Genomic DNA, 21,981 nt, shown 5'->3' with positions numbered 1-21,981 from the left:
TTCCCGAAGTTATCCCCGTCTTACAGGCAGGTTACCCACGTGTTACTCACCCGTCCGCCGCTAACCTCAGAGAGCAAGCTCTCTTTGGTCCGCTCGACTTGCATGTATTAGGCACGCCGCCAGCGTTCATCCTGAGCCAGGATCAAACTCTCCAATAAAGTGTTTGATATAGCTCTTAAAGTTTAAAAATTGATGGGATTGTAAAATCCCTGACTTACCTGGCTTTTGTTTGGTTTTCAAAGAACAAGTTTGCGCCGCTCGTTTTGGCGACTCTATTAGATTACCATACTAGCATCTATTAAGTCAACCGTTTTTCTGAAAAAGTTTTTATCAGAAGTTCGCCTGAAAGAATAGGCAAAACAAGAAGCTCAATAAATATACCACCATAATGGATCTTTTGCAAGTGTTTTTTAAATAAAGCTGTATAAACATAAAAAAGAGAGTCCCTGCTGGCTTTGGGACTCCCTTGCTTCTGTTATTCAGAGAGAACTTCTTCAATAAAGAGATCATTGTTGTCCCTTAAAGAGATAATGGCGGACGATTGATCCAGCTGGATAATCGGTCTCGCAGGATGAGAGTCTTCCTTAAAAACGATAGATCCTGTCTGGCCGTCCGATAGTCTTACTCTCGTCCCTGCTGAAAAGATAGACAGTCCGTCCGTCACCGCCCGAATGATAGCTGGATCAAACTGGCCGAATTGATCTTTCATCATTAGCTCGATGACTTTAAAAGGACTTAGTTTTTTCCGGTAGGGCCTTTCTGAAGTCATCGCAAGGTAGACGTCCGCTGCGGCAAGGATTCTGCTGTAAGGATGAAGCTTGCTTCCATGAACCTTGAGTGGATAGCCGCTTCCATCCTGACGTTCATGATGCTGCAGGACCCCGAGAAGAACACCCTCTTTTATAGCAGGCAATTTTTTAAGCATGTTATAGCCTTGGATGGAATGCTGCTTCACTTCTTTAAGCTCATGAAGGTTCAAGGGCCCTTTTTTCTTTAAGATAGCTGGAGATATTTTGGACATGCCGCAGTCGCACAGCGCGCCTGCCACTCCGATCTGGAGACAGTCCCCTCTTGAGAATCCAAGTTTTTTAGCTATGAAAGCACTAAGTACAGAAAGAGACACTGCATGGTGATACAAATAATCGTCTGTATTTTGCGCCTGCTGCATGTCCTTTAATCCCCCAGGCTGGTCCATTCCTTTTTCCACAACAGGTACGATTGCTTTCCTTAATGTAAGCACATCGATTTGAGCACCTGCTCTCCAGTTGGTGAACAGCACTTTAAATCGCTTTACGGCTTCGTTATAGAGAGGCAGGAAGGCACCGGGCATCTCTATAGAAGAAACAAGAGATGGCTTGCTTTTTTCAGGAGCAGTCTTTGTTGTCTGTTTATTTTTGGAAATTTCAGAGACAATTTCAATTTCCTTGATCATGAACAACGATAAAATGTCCAGGTGCTCAGCTGTCAGGACAGTATTCTTCTTTATAATCGGATGATTCGTACGGCCGAAATGATCGGTAGCAAGAACTTGGCCGACTTTTGCCGCTGAAGGATGGATTATCATCTTGGTTCCCCGCTTTTTATGTATATGAAATTCATTTTCATTTTACATATAAAAAAGAGGAAAATATATGATTATTTTCCTCTTTTTATCAATTATTCTTCTGTATCGTTTTCATTAGAAGATTCTTCTGGAGCCTGTGTTTCTTCGTGGCCTTCCATTTCTTCTTCCAATCCGTCTTCAATATCTTCATCAAGCTCTTTTTCTACAACCGCAACAGTGGCTACATGGTTGCCTTCGTGCATGGAGATCAATTTCACACCCTGAGTATTTCTTCCCATGGATGAGATGCCTGACATGTTCATACGGATCAGGATGCCGTCAGCGGTAATAATCATGAGGTCTTCATCATTCGTTACCGTTTTAAGCGCGATGATCGCTCCGTTTCGATCGGTGATGTTACAGGTTTTGATTCCTTTTCCGCCGCGTGACTGCAGACGGTATTCTTCCATTGGTGTACGTTTTCCGTAACCTTTTTTGGTAACGATTAATACATCCTGTGCTTCATCGAGAACTTCCATTCCGACGACATAATCGTCTTCGCCAAGAGTTACAGCTTTTACTCCTGCAGCTGTACGGCCCATTGATCGTACATCATCCTCTTTATAGCGAATCGCCATTCCCTGGCTCGTTCCAACGATAATCTCCTTGCTGCCATCTGTCAGTTTAACACCCATCAGCTCGTCATCTTCACGCAAGGTAATGGCAAACAGACCGCCTTTTCGGATATTAGCAAACTGAGAAAGCGGAGAACGTTTCGTAATCCCATGTCTCGTCATGAAGTTGAGGTACCACGTATCCTCGAATTCTTCTACAGGAATGACAGCTGAAATCGTTTCATCCCGTTCAACCTGAAGCATGTTGACAATCGGAATTCCTTTTGCAGTTCTGCTCATTTCAGGAATCTCATAACCTTTCAGGCGGTACACTTTACCTTTATTCGTAAAGAAGAGGATCGTATTATGAGAGTTTGTTGTAAAGAGATGTTCCACGAAATCGTCTTCACCCGTTCCCATGCCTTGGATGCCGCGGCCGCCTCGACGCTGTGAGCGGTAGGTGGAGATGGGAAGACGCTTAATGTATCCCTTGTTCGTCAAAGTAATGACGACATTTGTTCTTGGAATGAGGTCCTCATCTTCAATCATGTCGAAGCCGACGGTAATGTTCGTACGGCGCGCATCACTAAAGCGTTCTTTGATCTCAGTGAGTTCTTCACGAATGATTTCGAGAATCCTTTCCTCATCTGCCAGGATGGCTTTCAGCTCTGCAATGAGAGCGACAAGCTCTTTATACTCATTTTCAATCTTGTCCCGCTCCAGGCCTGTCAAACGTTGAAGCCTCATTTCCAGGATGGCTTGAGCCTGTTCATAGCTTAGAGAGAATTTCTCCATCAAGCCTTCTCGCGCAATCTCTGTTGTTCTTGAAGAACGGATAAGGGCGATGACTTCATCAAGATGATCCAGCGCAATTCTTAAGCCTTCAAGAATATGAGCACGCGCTTCTGCTTTCCGAAGATCGAACTCGGTTCTGCGGCGGATGATGACCTGCTGATGTTTCAAGTAATAATACAGACATTCTTTAAGGTTCAGTACTTTCGGCTGCCCATCGACCAATGCCAGCATATTGATGCCGAAGCTGGTTTGCAGCGCCGTCTGTTTATAAAGGTTATTTAAGAGTACATTGGCATTCGCATCACGGCGGACTTCAATGACAATACGCATTCCATTTCGGTCTGACTCGTCGCGAAGATCAGTGATGCCGTCAATCTTTTTATCCCTGACTAATTCTGCGATTTTTTCGATCAGGCGGGCTTTGTTGACTTGGTAAGGAATTTCATTAACGATAATCGTACTTTTGCCGTTCGCCTGTTCTTCAATCTCTGCTTTGGCACGGATAATGATGGAGCCTCTTCCAGTCTGGTAAGCTTTCCTGATTCCTTCACGTCCTAAAATTTCACCTGCTGTCGGGAAATCCGGCCCAGGAATGAATTCCATTAGTTCCGGAATAGAAATATCAGGATTTCGGCTGAGTTCCAAAATACCGTCGATGACTTCTCCGAGATGGTGAGGAGGAATATTGGTTGCCATCCCAACAGCAATCCCGGAAGTACCGTTGACCAAGAGGTTTGGAAAACGGGAAGGCATAACAATCGGTTCACGTTCGGAGCCGTCATAGTTATCCTTATAGTCAATCGTGTCCTTGTTGATGTCACGGACCATTTCCATCGCAATTTTTGACATTCTTGCTTCTGTATAACGCATTGCCGCAGCGGAGTCCCCATCCACGGAACCAAAGTTGCCGTGGCCGTCGATCAGCATGTGGCGATATGCAAAATCCTGCGCCATACGAACCATCGTTTCATATACGGCAGCGTCGCCGTGAGGGTGATACTTACCGATAACTTCCCCGACGATACGAGCGGACTTTTTGTACGCTTTATCGGCGGTCATGCCCAGGTCGTTCATCGCATAAAGAATCCGCCGGTGAACAGGCTTCAGGCCGTCACGGACATCAGGAAGTGCACGGCTCACGATAACGCTCATCGCATAATCCATAAATGATGTACGCATTTCCGAGCTGATATTTATTTCCTTCACCCGGGATTGATCTGCTTCAGACATTAGTTCTAACCTCCATTTACTGCATGATCCATAAGAAATTCTCTTTACGGTGCACTCATTTCCTTACAAATAATATCTATAAAAACGGTAAGAGAAACAGGGGTATGCCCTGTTTCCACTGTTGTTAAATATCCAAGTTTTTGACGTAATGGGCATTTTCCTGAATGAAATCACGCCGCGGTTCGACCTTATCCCCCATCAAGATCTCAAAGGTTTCATCCGCTTCCATCGCATCTTTCAGTTCAACCTGCAGCAGCGTTCTTGTTTCTGGATCCATGGTCGTTTCCCACAGCTGAGTGGGATTCATTTCTCCAAGACCTTTATAGCGCTGAACTCCCGGTTTTGGATTCTGCGGGATCTCTTTCATAATTCTATCCATTTCTTTATCGTTATAAGCATATTCAATCCGCTTGCCCTGCTGAATCTTATAAAGAGGCGGCTGTGCGATGTAGATATATCCATTCTCGATGATCGGTCTCATATACCGGTAAAAGAACGTCAGCAGCAGTGTACGGATATGAGCGCCATCGACATCAGCATCCGTCATGATGATAATTTTATGGTATCTCGCTTTTGAAATATCAAAATCTTCACCGATACCCGTACCGAGTGCCGTAATGATGGCTCGGATCTCATTGTTTGATAAGATTTTATCAAGACGTGCTTTTTCTACGTTGATGATTTTTCCCCGCAATGGCAGAATCGCCTGAAAATGGCGGTCGCGCCCTTGTTTGGCTGATCCACCTGCCGAGTCACCCTCAACGATGTACAATTCAGATACGCTGGCGTCCTTTGAAGAACAGTCTGCCAGTTTACCTGGAAGAGAAGAAACATCAAGTGCGCTTTTTCTGCGTGTCAGCTCGCGGGCTTTTTTGGCAGCGACGCGCGCACGAAGCGCCATCATCCCTTTTTCCAGTACCCGCTTGGCGATATTTGGATTTTCCAGCATAAAGGTAGAGAACTGTTCAGAGAATAGAGATTCAGTAATCGTTCTCGCCTCAGAGTTTCCAAGTTTCGTTTTCGTCTGTCCTTCAAACTGTGGATCTGGATGCTTGATGGAGATGATGGCAGTCAAACCTTCACGCACATCATCACCCGACAAGTTTGTATCGCTGTCTTTGAACATATTGTTTCGGCGCCCATAATCATTGATGACACGTGTTAACGCGGTTTTAAACCCAGACTCATGGGTTCCGCCTTCATGCGTGTTAATGTTGTTGGCGAAAGAATAGATATTGCTCGTATAGCTGTCGTTATACTGAAGTGCGATCTCTAGAGAGATTCCATCTTTCTCTCCTTCGATGAAGATCGGCTCATGAATGGCTTCACGTGCGCGGTTGATGTGTTCAACGTAGGATTTGATCCCGCCTTCATAATGGTACTCCTGTTCGACTGGCTCTTCTTCGCGCTTGTCCCTAGCGATAATCTTGATTCCGCGATTAAGGTAGGCAAGTTCTCTAATCCTTTGAGAGAGTGTGGCAAAGTCAAATTCCCTCGTTTCCGTAAAGATTTCTTTATCCGGAACAAAGTGAATGATCGTTCCCCGTTTGTCTGTTTCTCCAATCACAGCCAGGTCGGCCGCTGGAACACCGCGGTGGTACTGCTGATAATGAATCTTGCCGTCACGATGGACGGTTACATCCATTTCACTGGAAAGCGCATTTACAACGGACGCACCAACACCATGAAGTCCTCCGGATACTTTATAACCTCCGCCGCCAAATTTACCGCCGGCATGAAGTACGGTCATGATGACCTCTACAGCAGGACGTCCCATTTTTTCTTGAATCCCAACAGGAATACCTCGTCCATTGTCCGTAACAGTAATGCTGTTATCTTTTTCGATCGTGACAGTAATCTCATCACAGTAACCAGCCAAAGCTTCATCGATCGAGTTATCGACGATTTCCCACACTAAGTGGTGCAGCCCTTTTACGTTCGTGGAACCGATGTACATTCCGGGACGTTTACGGACAGCTTCGAGCCCTTCTAATACCTGAATATCACTTTCATCATAATGCTGTTCTAATTTCTGATCAGTAGTCATTTTTTCTTCACCTACATTTCGGTTTCGGGAACAATTTCAAATAAAGCCTTTTATTTTAAATACCAGCTATGGGCAAAATCAATACGTTCTCCTGCCCGTTTTTTCAGTGTGATCGAGGATAGAGGGGAGATATAAACCTGTTTCTTTGTGATTATAACGGATTTTGGATTTGTGTCGCATAGATTGACCATGCTTTTCTTTTCTTTGTGCTGCCTTAAAAAGTCGTTCATTAATTCCGAGCTTTCAAGAGCATGGTAATCCAGAATAGCTACGATATCTTTTTGCTGGATCACCGCTTCTTCGCCAATATGAAGTAACATGGTTCACCTCACCTTATCCGTTCAATCGCACCTTGTTCGACATGGTACGTTGCCGCCTTTTCCAGCGTTTCATGATGAATACCTTCCACACTTGTTGTCGTAACAAACGTTTGTACTTTGCCTTGAATAGTGTTCAGCAGATGAGACTGCCTGTAATCATCAAGTTCTGATAAAACGTCATCCAGCAGCAGCAGTGGATATTCCCCGACTTCTGAATGAATGAGATCGATTTCTGCAAGTTTGATCGAAAGCGCAGTAGTTCTCTGCTGGCCCTGTGAACCGAACGTTTGCACATCTTTTCCGTTCACGTGGAAAAGCAGGTCGTCACGGTGCGGTCCGAAAAGAGTGGTCCCTCGCTCTAGTTCTCTATCTTTTATTTTAACAAACTTTTGTTCATAAGCTTCTATCATTTTCGACAAATCTTGCTCTTCACATACCTCAATGGTCGGTTTATATAAAACTTCCAGCCTTTCAAGCCCCCGGCTGATCCCGTGATGGATCGGATCGGCCCAGCTTTGAAGCAGTTTCATATAGCTCATGCGTTTTTCTGTAACTCTTGCAGCCGACTGAATCATTTGTTCAGTAAGGATATCCAGCATGACTCCGTTTTCTTTTGAACGGTTCCGCTGCATATCCCGCAAAAGCGAGTTGCGCTGAGCGAGGACTTTTTGATATTGGGTCAGGTAGTGGAGATATACAGGATTGACCTGTCCGATCTCCATATCGATAAAACGACGTCGCACCTGCGGACTCCCTTTTACAAGATTCAAATCCTCAGGTGCAAACATGACGATATTTAATGCCCCTATATAATCAGTCAGCCTCCGCTGTTCAAGTCCATTGACTTTTGCTTTCTTTCCTTTTTGCGAAATGACCAGGCTTAAACTGAATGGTCCGGTCCTTTTTTGAACCCGTCCTTCTATTTTAGCATATTCTTCGTCCCAATAGATTAATTCTTTATCACGGGGAGTCCTGTGGGATTTAGCCATCGCAAGCACATAGATGGCCTCCATCACATTTGTTTTACCCTGTGCGTTTTCACCAAGAAACACGTTCACTTTGTTTTCAAAGTTAATCTCCTGGGACGAATAATTCCGGTAGTTCCTAATGCTTAATTCTTCAATATACAACGGGATACCCCCATCTATCTCGCTACAGTAAATTCACCTAAATCGGGAACAGAAACCGCATCGCCTTCATAAAGCTTTCTGCCTCTGCGGTTTTCAGGTTCACCGTTAACCAGCACTTCATTCTCTGCTAAATACCATTTTACCATTCCTCCGCTAGAGATGGCATCTACCTGTTTTAAAAGCTGCTGCAGCGTAATATACTCGGTTGTTATTTTTACAGTTTCCATCGTTACACCCCTTTTATAGCTAGTATTTTCATTTTTATCCTCTTTATGAAAAGGCATAAAAGCTGCCGGATAAAGACCAGCAGCTTTTTATGCGTTATTTATGTTCTTAATACGTTCTGACAGGAAGAATGAGCTGTTTAACTGTCTCATTTTCTACAGGTGTGATAAGGAACGGCCGCATAGCACCTGTAAACAAGACTTTAATTTCTGTACAATCCATCGCTTTAAGGGCATCAATCATATACTTCGCGTTGAACGAAATCTTAAGTTCTTCTCCCTCCATCGATTCAGTGATGACATTCTCGTAAACTTTTCCGATTTCCGGTGAGTTGGAAGAGATCTCGACTGTCTGGTTATCCAATGTGGCCAGCTTGACCACATTATTTCTGCCCTCTCTTGCTAAAAGGGAGGCTCGGTCAATCGCCTGCAGGAAATCTTTCGTAGATAATCCGAGTGTTGTTTTGCTCTCACTGGGAAGCAGCTTGCTCGTATCAGGATAATTGCCGTCAAGCAGGCGGGAGAAGAACAATGTATTCTTCGTTTTGAACAGTACTTGATTATCGGTCACAACGATTTGAACCAGTTCACTGGATTCTTCTACGATCTTCGAAAGTTCATTCAGGCTTTTACCTGGAATGACAACATTCTGGAACGATAATTCTTCCGTGTTGCTCTCAATTCTTGCTGTGCGCAGTGCGAGGCGATGGCTGTCTGTTGCTACACAGCTTAATACGCCATCCTCAAGCTTGATGTTCACCCCAGTTAATATAGGGCGTGTTTCTGACGTGGACACCGCGAAGACAGTTTGCCTGATAATTTGGCGAAGCAGATCTCCTTGAATACTGAACACATTTTGTTCTTCAATCTGAGGAAGGCGAGGATATTCCTCAGGATCCAGGCCAACCAGGCTGAATTCGGATGCTCCCGAACGAAGCTTTGTTTCAAAACGTTCTCCGACTTCGATTTCAACCGTATCATTTGGCAGTTTTTTAACGATTTCAGAGAAATACCTTGCTTGCAGCACGATACTTCCTGGTTTTTGAACTTCTAAATTGACAGTTCCGTTCTCTTCCATAGGAATCAAACGTTCAATGGATATATCGGAATCACTGCCGGTTAATGTCATTCCTTCACTATGTACGTCCATTTTGATCCCTGTCAAAATTGGTATCGTTGTTCGTGAAGAAACGGCCTTCATTACATCTTGAACACCTTCAATTAGCTGGCTTCGGTTAATTTGAAATTTCATCGTCATCCCCCTGAACATTTTCATTTTGAAATTGTGTTATATTATTCATTTTTTTAAATAAAAAATAGTCGTAGTAATAGTAGGGCCTGTGAATCTGTGGATAACTGCAAAAAGTTAAAGGAAGAACAGCCTATCCACATGTGGACAGACTGTGTATAAGCATGTACCGGTTATTCACAGTATTCACAGCAAAAACAGGTGCTTATAGAGGCACTACGATTTTAACTGATCGTGAATTTCCTTGATATTCTTTTGCAGCAGCTGGTCGGAAACCATTAAGTTTGAAATTTTCTCATGAGCGTGCAGGACAGTCGTATGGTCCCTTCCCCCAAATTCTTCGCCGATCTTAGGCAGTGAATTGTCGGTCAGCTCCCTTGCGAGATACATGGCGATCTGTCGAGGAAAGGCAACAGACTTTGTCCTCTTCTTGGCAGTGAAATCTTCAAGCTTGATATTATAATGCCTGCCGACAATCTCTTGAATATGATGAATCGTGATCATACGCGGTTTAGAGGAAGGAATGATGTCCTTCAATGCCTCTGCTGCCAGATCCGCATTCATATCCTGGTTTATAAGAGAAGAATAGGCAACAACACGGATCAAAGCACCTTCCAGTTCACGGATGTTGGTGTCGATTTGATTCGCGATGTAAAGCATCACTTCATTTGGAATGTCCAATCCTTCTGCTTTCGCTTTTTTACGCAGAATCGCAATTCTCGTCTCAAGGTCCGGCGGAGTGATATCTGTAATCAGCCCCCATTCAAAACGGGAACGGAGCCTGTCCTCTAATGTAGGAATCTCTTTTGGAGGACGGTCACTTGAAATAACAATCTGCTTGCTTTCTTCATGAAGAGCGTTGAACGTATGGAAAAATTCTTCCTGAGTCTGTTCTTTTCCCGCCAAAAACTGAATATCATCAATCAATAGAACGTCAACACTCCTGAATTTATTTCTAAATTCGACAGTTTTGTTGTCACGGATCGAGTTAATGAACTCATTTGTAAACTTTTCAGAGGACAAATACGCCACTTTGGCATTGGGTTTATGGTCGATCACATAATGGCCGATCGCATGCATCAAGTGGGTCTTCCCCAAACCTACGCCTCCATAGATAAACAAAGGATTATAGGCTTTGGCGGGAGCTTCAGCCACCGCTAGAGAAGCAGCATGGGCGAATCGGTTCCCTGACCCGATAACGAACCGGTCAAATGTGTACTTCGGATTCAGCATGCTTTGTTTCACTTCTTCTTGCTGCTCTACATTTACTTTTTGTGTTTTCTTTAACACTTTTTCAAGGTCAACTTCTTCTTCCATCTGATTTTGAGGAATGATGAATTTGACATCCAGCGCAGCACCGGTTACATCCTGAAGGGTTTCCGAGATCAGGGTGGAATAACGGGATTCCAGCCAGTCGCGGGCAAACTCGTTCGGTGCAGTAATGATAAGCGTATCATTTTGCAGTGCATGTGCCGCTGTGGACTTCAACCATGTCTCAAAGCTGGGCTTGCTGACCTTCTTTTCCATGGCAGCCAGTGCTTTGTTCCATAGGTCATTAATATTTTCCACCAACTGTCCCTCCTAAAAATATTTATATAAACGAGGCTTTTTCTTCCTTGCGTACAGCTTAAATTCAAAGGCAGCGCGAAAGAAAACCTCAAGACAGTCGAGGGCAATTTTTAATGAGTGAAACCAGATTTGATGTTCCAATCATAAAATAGCCGTCGCGGGTAAAGGTTCATCTTGAGGCTTATAAAGGCACTTTTCACAAAACGCTTGATGTTGTTCAAGCCTTGTACAGCGATATGTATATAATCGAATAAATATACTATTCACAGCAAAAGTGCACAATCTATTAATATAGTAGAAAACCAGTATAAGATAAGTCATACAGAGGATGTGGACAACCTTATAAACATCAATTTTAAACTGTCCACAACTTTATCCACACGCTGTGGATAAAAACATTGTCGCATGAAGTTATCAACGAGTTAAAACACAACAATCATAACAAATAAATCCCATGAATGCAATGTGTTTTTCGTACTTATCCACAACCCCTACAACTTGTGTACGGATGTTGTCCACAGCACTAGATTTTGTGTAAAACTTGTCGATAAAGGGTGTGGATAATGAAAAAAGTGTCGAAAAAAGTATCCACAGGGGGGATGAAAACGAAAACTGCCGTACGGATCAGCAAAAGTTTTACTCTGGGGAGTTTTCCTGTTTTTATAATTAAATTCTGTGAAGACTTGACAAATCGAGGGTAGCATCCTTATACTTACTTAGACTGTCTTTTTTGATATATCCTCAGGGAGGTGTAATATATAATGAAACCAACGTTCCAACCAAATAACCGTAAACGTAAGAAAGTACATGGTTTTCGTGCGCGTATGGCAACTAAGAACGGCCGTAAAGTTCTTGCTCGCCGCCGCCAAAAAGGAAGAAAAGTATTATCTGCATAGGCCACTGACATCAGTGGTCTTTTTTCTGATGTAGGAATAGCAGAAATCAGTTTAGATTAAAATAAGTAACCGATACTGTTAATAGTAATTGAATGAATAAATAAGCCGTATCAGATCCAGGTGGAGTGTTGCCGGATGGAAAAGAAAAAGCGCATCAAGAAAAATGAAGAATTTCAAGAAGTATTTAAAAGAGGAAAATCGTCTGCCAATCGCCAATTTGTAATATATGCGCTGGAAAAAAGCGATCAGCCTCATCTGCGGCTTGGATTATCAGTCAGCAAGCGGGTGGGAAATGCGGTGACCCGGAACCGGATAAAGCGTGTGGTCAAAGAAATCTTCATGAAGCATGAAAAAGAGATTACATCCGGAAGAGATTACATCATTATTGCCAGAAATCCAACAGCAGATATGGATTTTTTTGAGATGGAAAAAAGCCTTCTACACGTTTTACAGCGAGCCGGTTCGATCAGACAGTCTAAGGGAAGGCGAAAATGAAACGGCTTTTTATTTTGATCATCCGTTTTTACCAGCGATTTATTTCCCCAATGACTCCGCCAACTTGCCGGTTTTATCCCACATGTTCGACCTATGGAATTGAAGCAATTCAGCGATTTGGAGCAATCAAAGGAACCTGGCTGACTTTAAAACGTATATTAAAATGCCATCCTTTCCATCCAGGCGGAATTGATCCTGTGCCTGAAAGAAAGAATCGCCGAAAATAAAGAAACAACGCTTTAAGGAGGATGAGGAGTGCGAAAGAAATTAGGAATTATGTTTGCCTTAGTCAGTTTAATGGTACTGTTATCTGGCTGCAGCTCGACTAAAACGCCGATTACCCCCGAAAGTACCGGATTTTGGGATGAATATTTTGTTTATCCGCTCTCATGGGTTATTACACAGTTTGCTGAAATGATGGGCAACAACTATGGTCTGTCCATTGTGGTTGTAACGATTCTTATTCGTTTGGCTTTGCTGCCGCTCATGATTCAGCAGACAAGAAGTTCGAAAGCTATGCAAAACATCCAGCCAGAACTTCAAAAACTGCGTGAGAAATACAGTTCCAAAGATGCAACAACGCAGCAGAAGCTTCAGCAGGAAACAATGCAGCTGTTCCAATCCCAAGGGGTTAACCCTTTGGCGGGCTGTCTGCCATTGCTGATTCAGATGCCGATCCTGCTTGGTTTTTACCATGCGATTATGCGTACTCAGGAAATTAAGAATCACAGCTTCCTATGGTTCGATTTAGGTGTGCATGACCCTTATTATATCTTGCCTGTTGTTGCGGGTCTTACCACCTTCCTTCAGCAGAAAATTATGATGGGCGGCACGGACAACCCGAACCCGCAAATGAAAATGCTTCTTTATATCATGCCGATCATGATTGTTGTTTTTGCGATTAATTTCCCTGCAGCATTATCACTCTACTGGGTAATTGGTAACTTATTTATGATCGTACAGACTTATTTTATTACAGCCCCGAAAAAGAATAAGAAAAATGAAATTGATAGGGGAGCTAAAAAGTGAAACAGATAAAGGTAACGGGAAAAACAGTTGAAGAAGCAGTTTCCACAGCATTGGCCGAGCTTCATGCTTCTAAAGAAGAGGTTGAGGTAAAAGTACTCGAAGAATCTAAAAGAGGGTTTTTGGGTTTTGGCGGAAAACCAGCTTTAATAGAAGTCTCTCTTAAACCAGACCCGGTAAAGCTGGCTGTTGCTTTTTTACAGGAAGTCACCGATAAAATGGGTGTGCCTGTTACCATTTCACTGAAAGAAACGCGGGAAGAAATCATCTTGGAATTAACGGGTGAAAAGATTGCCATTTTGATCGGAAAAAGGGGACAGACCCTTAACTCCCTTCAGTACCTGACCAATCTTGTAGCCAATAATCACTCGAGCCGCTATCTCCGCATCATCATTGATGCAGAAAATTACAGAGAACGACGCCGCGAATCGCTTGAAAGACTGGCTGTCCATACAGCTCAAAAAGTTTCGGCGACTGGTAAAGGAGTAGCACTCGAACCGATGCCTTCCAACGAAAGAAAAGCCATACATATGGCACTGCGAAACAATAAAAAAATAGAAACTACTTCTGAAGGGGCAGAGCCATTCCGCAAGGTCATCATCCGCCCCTTGAAAAAGTAAGATCTGCTCCGGGCTGATGCCCGGAGTTTTTTAGTTGGAAAAGCTGAAACGACCTAAGACGAAATAGTTTCTTTTCGTCATTGGACACTGAAGCTGGATCCTGGTTTGAAAAGGAAGATACCCGCCAAAATTAACAAAACACCCGGCTTTTTTCATTGCCTTTTATATCCCTGCTAGGTTAAACTAAAAGGTATTGTGGATAATTATGTCTGTTTTTTTCAGGGAAGTTATCCACTGTGGATATGTTAGAAACACAAATAAAGGAAATAATACAATAGATACAGTATGTTTTGGGTTTCAAAGAGAGGTGAGAAGGATGGAATACGATACAATTACGGCCATTTCCACACCGATGGGGGAAGGTGCTATAGCCATTGTACGATTGAGTGGCAGTGAGGCTATAGCCATTGCCGATTCTATATATAAAGGGAAAAAGATGCTTCAGGAAGTGGAGTCACATACGATTCATTACGGCAAACTCATTGAACCAAAAACGGGGGAACCTGTTGAGGAGGTCATGGTTTCGGTCATGAAAGGTCCTCGTACCTTTACGAGGGAAGATGTGGTTGAGATCAACTGCCACGGGGGTATTGTTTCTGTAAACCGTGTACTTCAGCTGGTACTCAACAATGGTGCAAGACTGGCTGAACCAGGCGAATTTACAAAACGCGCCTTTTTGAACGGCAGGATTGACCTGTCCCAGGCTGAAGCGGTTATGGATTTGATCCGTGCTAAAACAGACCGGGCGATGAACGTGGCGCTTAACCAGATGGAAGGGCGGTTATCCAAGCTGGTCGGAAAACTAAGGCAGACACTGCTGGAGACCATTGCACATGTCGAAGTGAACATTGACTATCCGGAATACGATGCAGAGGAAATGACTCATTCCCTTTTGAACGAGAAATTGACGTTTGTTAAACAGGAAGTAGATAAGATCCTGACTACAGCACAGCAAGGGAAGATTTTGCGTGAAGGCCTGTCTACCGCTATTATCGGCCGCCCCAACGTCGGAAAATCCTCGCTGATGAATGCGCTCGTTCATGAAAACAAAGCCATCGTAACAGATGTTGCCGGAACGACCCGCGATGTGATTGAGGAATACGTGAATGTAAGAGGAGTTCCCCTTCGCCTTGTTGATACAGCAGGAATCCGTGAAACTGAAGATATCGTTGAACGAATCGGCGTTGAAAAATCGCGAAAAGTCCTTAAGGAATCAGATCTTATTTTACTTGTAGTCAATAATAACGAACCTTTGTCCCAAGAAGACGAGAATCTTTTTGAAGCAGTAAAAGGGCTTGATGTTATTGTGATCGTCAACAAAACAGACCTTAAACAAGAAATAGAAATGGACAGGGTAAAAGAATTGGCAGGACAACATCCTGTAATCACCACTTCTCTCCTTGACGAAGAAGGAGTGGACTTGCTTGAAGAAGGGATCGCTCAGCTTTTCTTCCAGGGAGGCATCGAGTCACAGGATATGACGTATGTTTCCAATTCAAGGCATATTGCCCTTTTGCAGCAAACCATTCACCATATAGATGAAGCGTTAAACGGAATAGATTTGAACCTGCCGATCGATATGGTTCAGATTGATATTACCAGGGCTTGGGAGATTCTCGGTGAGATTATTGGAGATACGGTTTCCGAGAGTTTAATTGACCAATTGTTCTCCCAGTTCTGCTTAGGGAAATAAAGGAGGAAGAAAAATGGGATATGATGCAGGCCGGTTCGATGTCATTGTTGTCGGAGCAGGCCACGCAGGGGTTGAAGCCGCACTTGCTTCGGCAAGAATGGGGGCAGAAACTCTGTGTTTAACCCTTAACTTAGATACCATTGCCTATATGCCGTGCAATCCATCGGTCGGCGGTCCTGCCAAAGGGATTGTCGTCCGGGAGCTTGACGCTCTTGGTGGAGAAATGGCCCGGAATATTGATAAAACACACATTCAGATGCGAATGCTGAATACAGGTAAAGGCCCGGCTGTACGTGCTTTGCGTGCCCAGGCCGATAAATTTCTGTACCAGAACGAAATGAAAAGAACGATGGAAAACACGGAGCATCTTACCTTAAGACAAGGTATGGTGGAACGTCTCTTGATCGAGGACGGCGTCTGTAAAGGTGTCGTTACGAAAACCGGAGCGGAATATCATGCTTCAGCTGTTGTTCTGACGACGGGAACTTACTTAAGAGGCAAGATTATTATCGGTGAGCTGTCCTATGAAAGCGGACCGAATAACATGCAGCCATCCGTTAACTTGTCATACCATCTTCAAGAGCTTGGTTTTCAGATGGTCCGTTTCAAAACAGGTACTCCTCCGCGCGTGAACAGCAAAACCATTGATTATTCCGTGACGGAAATTCAACCAGGTGATGAAGTACCCCGTGCTTTTTCATATGAAACAACGAAGTATATTACAGACCAGCTTCCATGCTGGCTGACCTATACCAGTCCTGAAACTCATGAACTCATTAATGGAAACCTTCACCGTTCACCTATGTATTCAGGGATGATTGAGGGTACAGGCCCGCGTTATTGCCCGTCTATTGAAGATAAGATCGTGCGTTTCAATGACAAGCCGCGCCATCAGATCTTTTTAGAGCCTGAGGGAAGAAATACGGAAGAAGTGTATGTTCAAGGACTTTCGACGAGCTTGCCTGAAGATGTTCAGCGAAAAATTCTTTCGACTATTCCAGGATTGGAAAAAGCGGAATTAATGCGTGCAGGCTATGCAATTGAATATGATGCCATCGTACCGACACAGCTATGGCCGTCCCTTGAAACGAAGAACGTCGAAGGGCTTTTCACTGCCGGCCAGCTGAACGGAACGAGCGGCTATGAAGAAGCTGCAGGCCAAGGGGTTATGGCAGGGATCAACGCGGCTTTAAAAGTTCAAAACAAAGAACCGCTTATTCTCAGCAGATCAGATGCCTATATTGGTGTGCTGATTGATGACCTGATTACAAAAGGGACAAATGAACCCTACCGTCTTCTTACATCTCGTGCAGAATACCGTCTGCTTCTCCGTCATGATAATGCAGACCTCAGGCTGACGGAAAAGGGATATGAAATTGGATTAATTCCTCAAGAGCGTTATGACCGTTTTGTTGAAAAGCGAGAAAAGATCAAACAGGAAATCGACCGTTTGGAGCATTTGACAGTCAAACCGTCGCCTGAAGTTCAGGAAATTCTTGAGGGGGCAAAAAGCTCCCCGCTTAAAGAGCCAATGACAGGAGCGACGCTCCTGAAGAGACCCGAAATTACCTACGATGTAGTGGCTCAAATCCATCCTTCTGAAACGCCTGTGGACGAAGTTATTGCCGAGCAGGTTGAAATTCAAGTGAAATATGCAGGTTATATCGATAAGCAGCTTGCACAGGTTGACCGGATGAGAAAGATGGAAAACAAAAAACTTCCAGTGGATCTGGACTACGGTGCAATCAACGGCCTGGCTACTGAAGCTAAACAAAAACTGCTTGAAGTCCGTCCTCTATCAGTAGGACAGGCATCACGGGTGTCGGGAGTAAACCCTGCGGATATTTCGATTTTGCTTGTTTACCTGGAGCAAGGGAAACTAGCTAAGCTTGCACGTTAAGTTTTTGGAGGACAAAATGAATATTACAACCTTTCAAGAAAAGTTGGCAGAGAAGGGTATCAGCCTTTCTCCCCGCCAGCTCCAGCAGTTCGAAGACTATTTTCATATCCTGGTCGAGTGGAATGAGAAAATGAACTTAACAGCTATTACGGATAAAGAAGAAGTGTACTTAAAACACTTTTATGATTCTTTATCAGCAGCCTTCTATTTCGATTTTAATCAGGAGTTAACGGTGTGTGATGTAGGTGCAGGAGCGGGTTTTCCGGGAATTCCGCTGAAAATCTGTTTTCCGCAAATTAAGCTCTCGATCTGTGATTCGCTGCAGAAGAGAATCACTTTCTTAGAACACCTTTCAAAAAAACTGGAATTAACCGATATTTCGTTGTATCATGACCGTGCAGAAACGTTCGGACACCGCCCAGAGATAAGAGAGGCTTATGATCTTGTCATGGCCCGCGCGGTTGCCAGGATGTCGGTATTGAGCGAGCTTTGTCTTCCCCTTGTTAAAAAGGGAGGCCATTTCCTTGCTATGAAAGGCTCACAGCTTCCGGACGAAATGAAGGACAGCAAAAAAGCCGTTCAAATGCTGGGCGGCAGCGTAAAAGATGTTTATTCCTTTAAGCTTCCGGTTGAGAACAGTGACAGATACATCGTTCTGGTGGATAAAGTAAAAACCACACCAAAGAAATACCCAAGAAAGCCTGGGACGCCAAATAAGAATCCTCTTTCCTGATTCATAAGCCGAATGTTTCACGTGAAACATCCGGTCTACATATCCCGCGAGGAACAAAGAAATTTCAAAATCTGGCAGGAAAACTGATGGACAGAGCGAAAATCTAAGATAGATAACAAAAGGTGGTGTCATTCATATGAAACATCCTTTTTCACGCTTATTCGGCATCGGTGAGAAAAATCAGACAGCTGAAGCTGAAGAGAAGAACGAAAATGAAGAAATACTGCAACTCCAGGTCAAAGATATCCATCCGAATCAATTCCAGCCTCGTACCGTTTTTATAGATGAAAGAATTGAAGAGTTATCCCAAACGATTGAGACTCATGGGATCATCCAGCCGATTGTTGTCAGGTCAGCGGGAGACCAAACTTATGAGATCATCGCCGGTGAACGGCGGTGGAGGGCAGTACAAAAACTGGGCTGGGAGACGATTCCAGCTATTATAAAGGAATTTGATGACTCACAGACAGCCTCTGTTGCACTGATCGAGAACCTGCAGAGGGAAGAGCTGACAGCCATTGAGGAAGCTATGGCTTATGCAAAACTTCTTGAAATCCACGGCCTTACCCAAGAGAGTCTTGCTCAGAAACTTGGAAAAGGCCAATCTACGGTCGCCAACAAGCTCCGGCTGCTGAAACTTCCCCAGCCTATCCAGGATGCATTATTGTTGAAGCAGATCACAGAACGGCATGCAAGAGCTCTCATCATTTTAAAAACTCCAGACAAACAGGAAGCGGTCCTGCAGGAAATTTTAGAGAAGCATCTGAATGTAAAACAGACAGAAGAACGTGTGAAACGGATGATCGAAGGGGAAAATACCGAGAAAAAGCCTGTCGCAAAGAGAAAATCTTTCAGTAAAGATACTCGGCTTGCCATTAATACGGTCAGACAATCTGTCGACATGGTATTAAAGAGCGGATTGACGATTAACACGGAAGAAGAAGATCACGAAGAATTCTATCAGTTCACTATTAGAATTCCGAAAAAATAATGCAAAAAGCCCTTCTTATTTTGATGTGAGAAGGGCTTTTTATTATGTTCTCTTATAAAAAACTTTTTCTGTTTTTTTTTGATAGATTTCCATAAGAAAATGCAGATATTCATGATATGATAAAGGAAATGAACTCTCGTAAAGAATTGAGGTAGGTGTCATCGTGGCTAAAACCATTGCAATTGCCAATCAAAAGGGTGGTGTTGGAAAAACAACTACATCCGTAAACCTCGGAGCATGCCTGGCTTATTTCGGCAAAAAGGTTTTACTTGTTGATATAGACCCACAGGGGAATGCTACTAGCGGTGTGGGAGTTGACAAAGGCGATATTGATCAATGTATCTATAACGTACTTGTTGACGATGCAGAAGTGAAGGACATCATTTTAGAAACGATTTGTGAAGGATTACATATATTGCCCTCTACGATACAGCTGGCAGGTGCAGAAATTGAGCTGGTGCCGACGATTTCCAGGGAAGTCAGACTGAAAAGAGCTCTTTCTTCGGTCAGCAGCCAATATGATTTCATTATCATCGACTGTCCTCCCTCTTTGGGATTGCTGACGATCAATTCACTTACCGCAGCGGATGCAGTGCTCATTCCGGTGCAATGTGAATATTACGCGCTGGAAGGTCTGAGCCAGCTGTTAAACACTGTCAGGCTAGTGCAAAAGCATTTGAATACGGACCTGATGATTGCCGGAGTGCTTTTGACAATGCTTGATGCCAGAACCAATTTAGGAATTCAGGTAATTGAAGAAGTGAAAAAGTACTTTCAGGATAAAGTCTATACGACCATTATTCCAAGAAACGTTCGACTTTCTGAAGCGCCAAGCCATGGAAAACCGATTATCATTTACGATCCTAAATCCAGAGGTGCAGAGGTTTATTTAGAATTAGCAAAGGAAGTGATTGGCAGTGGCGAAAGGGTTAGGTAAAGGAATCAATGCATTCTTTCCGGGTACAGAACTTGAAAAAGAGGATGCTGTTACTGAAATTAACGTAAAGGAATTGCGCCCCAACCCCTATCAACCGAGGAAAGTATTCAGTGAGTCAGCCATTGCAGAATTAAGCGACTCAATTAAGGAGCACGGAGTTCTGCAGCCTATTATTGCAAGAAAAAGCATCAAGGGTTATGAGATTGTAGTAGGTGAACGGCGTTTCAGAGCTGCTAAAGAAGCTGGGCTGAAAACAATGCCTGTTATCGTCCGTGAATTTACAGAGCAGAAGATGATGGAGATCGCCCTCATCGAGAACCTGCAGCGTGAAGATCTTAATCCGATTGAAGAAGCTCAGGCTTATCAAAAGCTGATGGAGCACCTCAAACTCACTCAGGAAGAACTTGCAGGGCGGGTAGGCAAAAGCAGACCCCATATTGCTAATTTTGTCCGCTTATTGCAGCTTCCTGAGCCCGTTCAGGACATGCTGTCAAAAGGCGCATTGTCTATGGGGCATGGCAGAGCACTGCTTGGTTTGAAAAAGAAAGCAAAAATGCAGGCTGTTGTTGAGAAGTGCTTAAACGACAAAATGAACGTCCGCCAGCTTGAGAAGCTGATTCAGCAGGTCAATCAGAATGTTTCACGTGAAACAACGAAAAAAAATCAGGAGAAAAACATCTTCTTGATTGAAAAAGAATCGAACCTCCGTGATCATTTTGGCACCTCTGTTTCTATCAAACGAACGAAGCGGAAGGGCAAGATAGAAATTGAGTTTTTCTCTGATGAAGATTTGGAGAGGATTTTGGATCTGATCGGAAAGCAGTAAAACCATCATACGGTGGTTTTACTTTTTTTTGATTTGGCTCTTTTCTAAAGGTTCTTTTCTAAAAGATTGTGGCTTTTGGAACATTTTCACAAATAGCCTTCATTGCTATGTTGATTGGAGTGGAAGGTGCGAGACTCCTCGAAAATGAATTTCACATTTTCTTCGTGCGATATAACGCTGCCGAAGCCTTCCTTGTCCTGCGGGGGAAGCGGGACAGGTGAGACCCACAGGCGCTTGCGCCGAGAAAGTAGGCGCTGGCGCCGGTAAGGCTCAGCGCACGCCCCGCGGAAAGCGAGAATCCTGTAACGGAAATCAACCACTCCTAAGGCAACAAAGGTTACGAAAACAGACTTAGATTTTAAGCTTGAAAACGCAGCTTGTACATTAGATGAAAAGGCGGGAAAGACATTGGCATTATTAGGGACTTTGGTAAACGGCCTTGCAATAGTAATCGGAAGCCTGCTTGGCTTGTTCTGGCGGAATATACCCGAAAAAACAAAAGTGACGATCATGCAGGCGATGGGGCTTGCAGTCATTATTCTCGGAATCGGCATGGGGCTGAAAAGCAAACAGTTTTTAATCGTGATTGCCAGTCTTGCCATCGGAGGCGTTCTTGGCGAACGGCTGGATCTTGAAGGAAAGCTTGGCCAACTGGGCGACTGGCTTGAAAAGAAGCTGGGCGGGAAAGAAAAAGGGGGTATAGCAAATGCGTTTGTTACAGCAACCCTCGTCTTTGTCATAGGCGCAATGTCCATTGTAGGTGCTCTGGACAGCGGACTAAGACATGACCATGCCGTACTCTATACGAAAGCCCTGATCGATGGATTTTGTGCTATCTTTTTTACGTCGGCTTTAGGAGTCGGTGTGATATTTTCAGCCGTTCCTGTAATACTGTATCAAGGAATTATTGCCTTGTTTGCTACCCAGATCGACCGAATCGTCCCTGCTGATCTAATGAAGCAGATGATTGTGGAAATTACGGGTACAGGAGGGATCATGATTCTGGCCATTGGCTTGAATATCCTGGGATTAACCAAAATAAGGGTAGCCAACCTCCTCCCTGCGCTTCTCTTTACGATCACCATCGTTAGTATCGTTTACTATTGGGAAAAGCTTTCTGGTTTTGCCGGGAATTTAATTTAA

At 43.8% G+C, this 21,981-nt stretch carries 20 protein-coding genes and 1 rRNA gene; 12 read left to right on the top strand and 9 right to left on the bottom strand.

From position 1 onward, the window contains the following. From M1K46_RS05305 to dnaA, 9 genes are all read right to left on the bottom strand, one after another. Positions 1-158: ribosomal RNA gene (locus M1K46_RS05305) — 16S ribosomal RNA — on the bottom strand; the annotation flags it as partial. Between the two features lie 317 nt (positions 159-475). Then, positions 476-1,564, bottom strand: a complete 1,089-nt coding sequence (locus tag M1K46_RS05300; RefSeq protein WP_256225210.1) for an HD-GYP domain-containing protein — start codon at positions 1,562-1,564, stop codon at positions 476-478. Between the two features lie 92 nt (positions 1,565-1,656). Beyond that, complete coding sequence (gene gyrA, locus M1K46_RS05295) at positions 1,657-4,182, bottom strand: DNA gyrase subunit A (protein WP_256225209.1); 2,526 nt, start codon at positions 4,180-4,182, stop codon at positions 1,657-1,659. A 124-nt stretch (positions 4,183-4,306) separates the two neighbouring features. Beyond that, positions 4,307-6,229: a DNA topoisomerase (ATP-hydrolyzing) subunit B gene (gene gyrB, locus M1K46_RS05290; RefSeq protein ID WP_053356305.1), complete on the bottom strand. Its 1,923-nt coding sequence runs from the start codon at positions 6,227-6,229 to the stop codon at positions 4,307-4,309. 50 nt (positions 6,230-6,279) lie between these two features. Beyond that, on the bottom strand, positions 6,280-6,549 hold the full coding sequence (remB, locus tag M1K46_RS05285) for an extracellular matrix regulator RemB (protein WP_053356306.1): 270 nt from the start codon (positions 6,547-6,549) through the stop codon (positions 6,280-6,282). An 8-nt stretch (positions 6,550-6,557) separates the two neighbouring features. Beyond that, complete coding sequence (gene recF, locus M1K46_RS05280) at positions 6,558-7,679, bottom strand: DNA replication/repair protein RecF (RefSeq protein WP_256225206.1); 1,122 nt, start codon at positions 7,677-7,679, stop codon at positions 6,558-6,560. Between the two features lie 14 nt (positions 7,680-7,693). After that, positions 7,694-7,906 (bottom strand): S4 domain-containing protein YaaA, encoded by a 213-nt coding sequence (gene yaaA / locus M1K46_RS05275; protein WP_053356308.1) that lies wholly within the window; start codon positions 7,904-7,906, stop codon positions 7,694-7,696. 106 nt (positions 7,907-8,012) lie between these two features. Then, complete coding sequence (gene dnaN / locus M1K46_RS05270) at positions 8,013-9,155, bottom strand: DNA polymerase III subunit beta (protein WP_053356309.1); 1,143 nt, start codon at positions 9,153-9,155, stop codon at positions 8,013-8,015. 213 nt (positions 9,156-9,368) lie between these two features. Next, on the bottom strand, positions 9,369-10,721 hold the full coding sequence (gene dnaA / locus M1K46_RS05265) for a chromosomal replication initiator protein DnaA (protein WP_053356310.1): 1,353 nt from the start codon (positions 10,719-10,721) through the stop codon (positions 9,369-9,371). A gap of 761 nt (positions 10,722-11,482) precedes the next feature. Between dnaA and rpmH the strand changes: the two genes are divergently transcribed. The 12 genes from rpmH (at position 11,483) to M1K46_RS05205 (ending at position 21,981) form a co-directional block, all read left to right on the top strand. Next, on the top strand, positions 11,483-11,617 hold the full coding sequence (rpmH, locus tag M1K46_RS05260; protein WP_007201576.1) for a 50S ribosomal protein L34: 135 nt from the start codon (positions 11,483-11,485) through the stop codon (positions 11,615-11,617). A gap of 135 nt (positions 11,618-11,752) precedes the next feature. Continuing rightward, on the top strand, positions 11,753-12,112 hold the full coding sequence (rnpA, locus tag M1K46_RS05255; RefSeq protein ID WP_256225205.1) for a ribonuclease P protein component: 360 nt from the start codon (positions 11,753-11,755) through the stop codon (positions 12,110-12,112). After that, positions 12,109-12,339: a membrane protein insertion efficiency factor YidD gene (gene yidD, locus M1K46_RS05250; protein WP_053356312.1), complete on the top strand. Its 231-nt coding sequence runs from the start codon at positions 12,109-12,111 to the stop codon at positions 12,337-12,339. The genes rnpA and yidD overlap by 4 nt, the downstream gene beginning before the upstream one ends. Before the next feature lie 28 nt (positions 12,340-12,367). Beyond that, positions 12,368-13,141, top strand: coding sequence for a YidC family membrane integrase SpoIIIJ (gene spoIIIJ, locus M1K46_RS05245; RefSeq protein WP_256225203.1), 774 nt, complete (start codon positions 12,368-12,370; stop codon positions 13,139-13,141). Next, positions 13,138-13,758, top strand: coding sequence for an RNA-binding cell elongation regulator Jag/EloR (gene jag / locus M1K46_RS05240; RefSeq protein ID WP_053356314.1), 621 nt, complete (start codon positions 13,138-13,140; stop codon positions 13,756-13,758). The genes spoIIIJ and jag overlap by 4 nt, the downstream gene beginning before the upstream one ends. Before the next feature lie 316 nt (positions 13,759-14,074). Next, a complete protein-coding gene (gene mnmE, locus M1K46_RS05235) occupies positions 14,075-15,451 on the top strand; it encodes a tRNA uridine-5-carboxymethylaminomethyl(34) synthesis GTPase MnmE (RefSeq protein WP_053356315.1) in 1,377 nt (458 codons plus the stop codon). Between the two features lie 13 nt (positions 15,452-15,464). Further along, positions 15,465-17,351: a tRNA uridine-5-carboxymethylaminomethyl(34) synthesis enzyme MnmG gene (mnmG, locus tag M1K46_RS05230; RefSeq protein ID WP_256225202.1), complete on the top strand. Its 1,887-nt coding sequence runs from the start codon at positions 15,465-15,467 to the stop codon at positions 17,349-17,351. Between the two features lie 16 nt (positions 17,352-17,367). Further along, positions 17,368-18,084 carry a 16S rRNA (guanine(527)-N(7))-methyltransferase RsmG gene (rsmG, locus tag M1K46_RS05225; RefSeq protein ID WP_248254545.1) on the top strand — a complete coding sequence of 239 codons (717 nt, stop codon included), beginning with the start codon at positions 17,368-17,370 and terminating at the stop codon, positions 18,082-18,084. Between the two features lie 136 nt (positions 18,085-18,220). Further along, complete coding sequence (gene noc / locus M1K46_RS05220; protein ID WP_053356318.1) at positions 18,221-19,075, top strand: nucleoid occlusion protein; 855 nt, start codon at positions 18,221-18,223, stop codon at positions 19,073-19,075. Between the two features lie 163 nt (positions 19,076-19,238). Beyond that, positions 19,239-20,012 (top strand): ParA family protein, encoded by a 774-nt coding sequence (locus M1K46_RS05215; RefSeq protein WP_053356319.1) that lies wholly within the window; start codon positions 19,239-19,241, stop codon positions 20,010-20,012. Beyond that, positions 19,993-20,838 (top strand): ParB/RepB/Spo0J family partition protein, encoded by an 846-nt coding sequence (locus M1K46_RS05210; protein WP_256225201.1) that lies wholly within the window; start codon positions 19,993-19,995, stop codon positions 20,836-20,838. Before M1K46_RS05215 ends, M1K46_RS05210 begins: the two co-directional genes overlap by 20 nt. 408 nt (positions 20,839-21,246) lie before the next feature. Beyond that, positions 21,247-21,981, top strand: coding sequence for a DUF554 domain-containing protein (locus tag M1K46_RS05205; RefSeq protein WP_256225200.1), 735 nt, complete (start codon positions 21,247-21,249; stop codon positions 21,979-21,981).

The sequence above is a fragment of the Fictibacillus sp. WQ 8-8 genome, from assembly GCF_024494405.1.
In the GTDB taxonomy this organism is placed as follows: domain Bacteria; phylum Bacillota; class Bacilli; order Bacillales; family Fictibacillaceae; genus Fictibacillus_C; species Fictibacillus_C marinisediminis.
The sequence above is the reverse complement of the archived record's forward strand: the minus strand, read 5'-3'. Positions and strand labels throughout refer to the sequence as shown.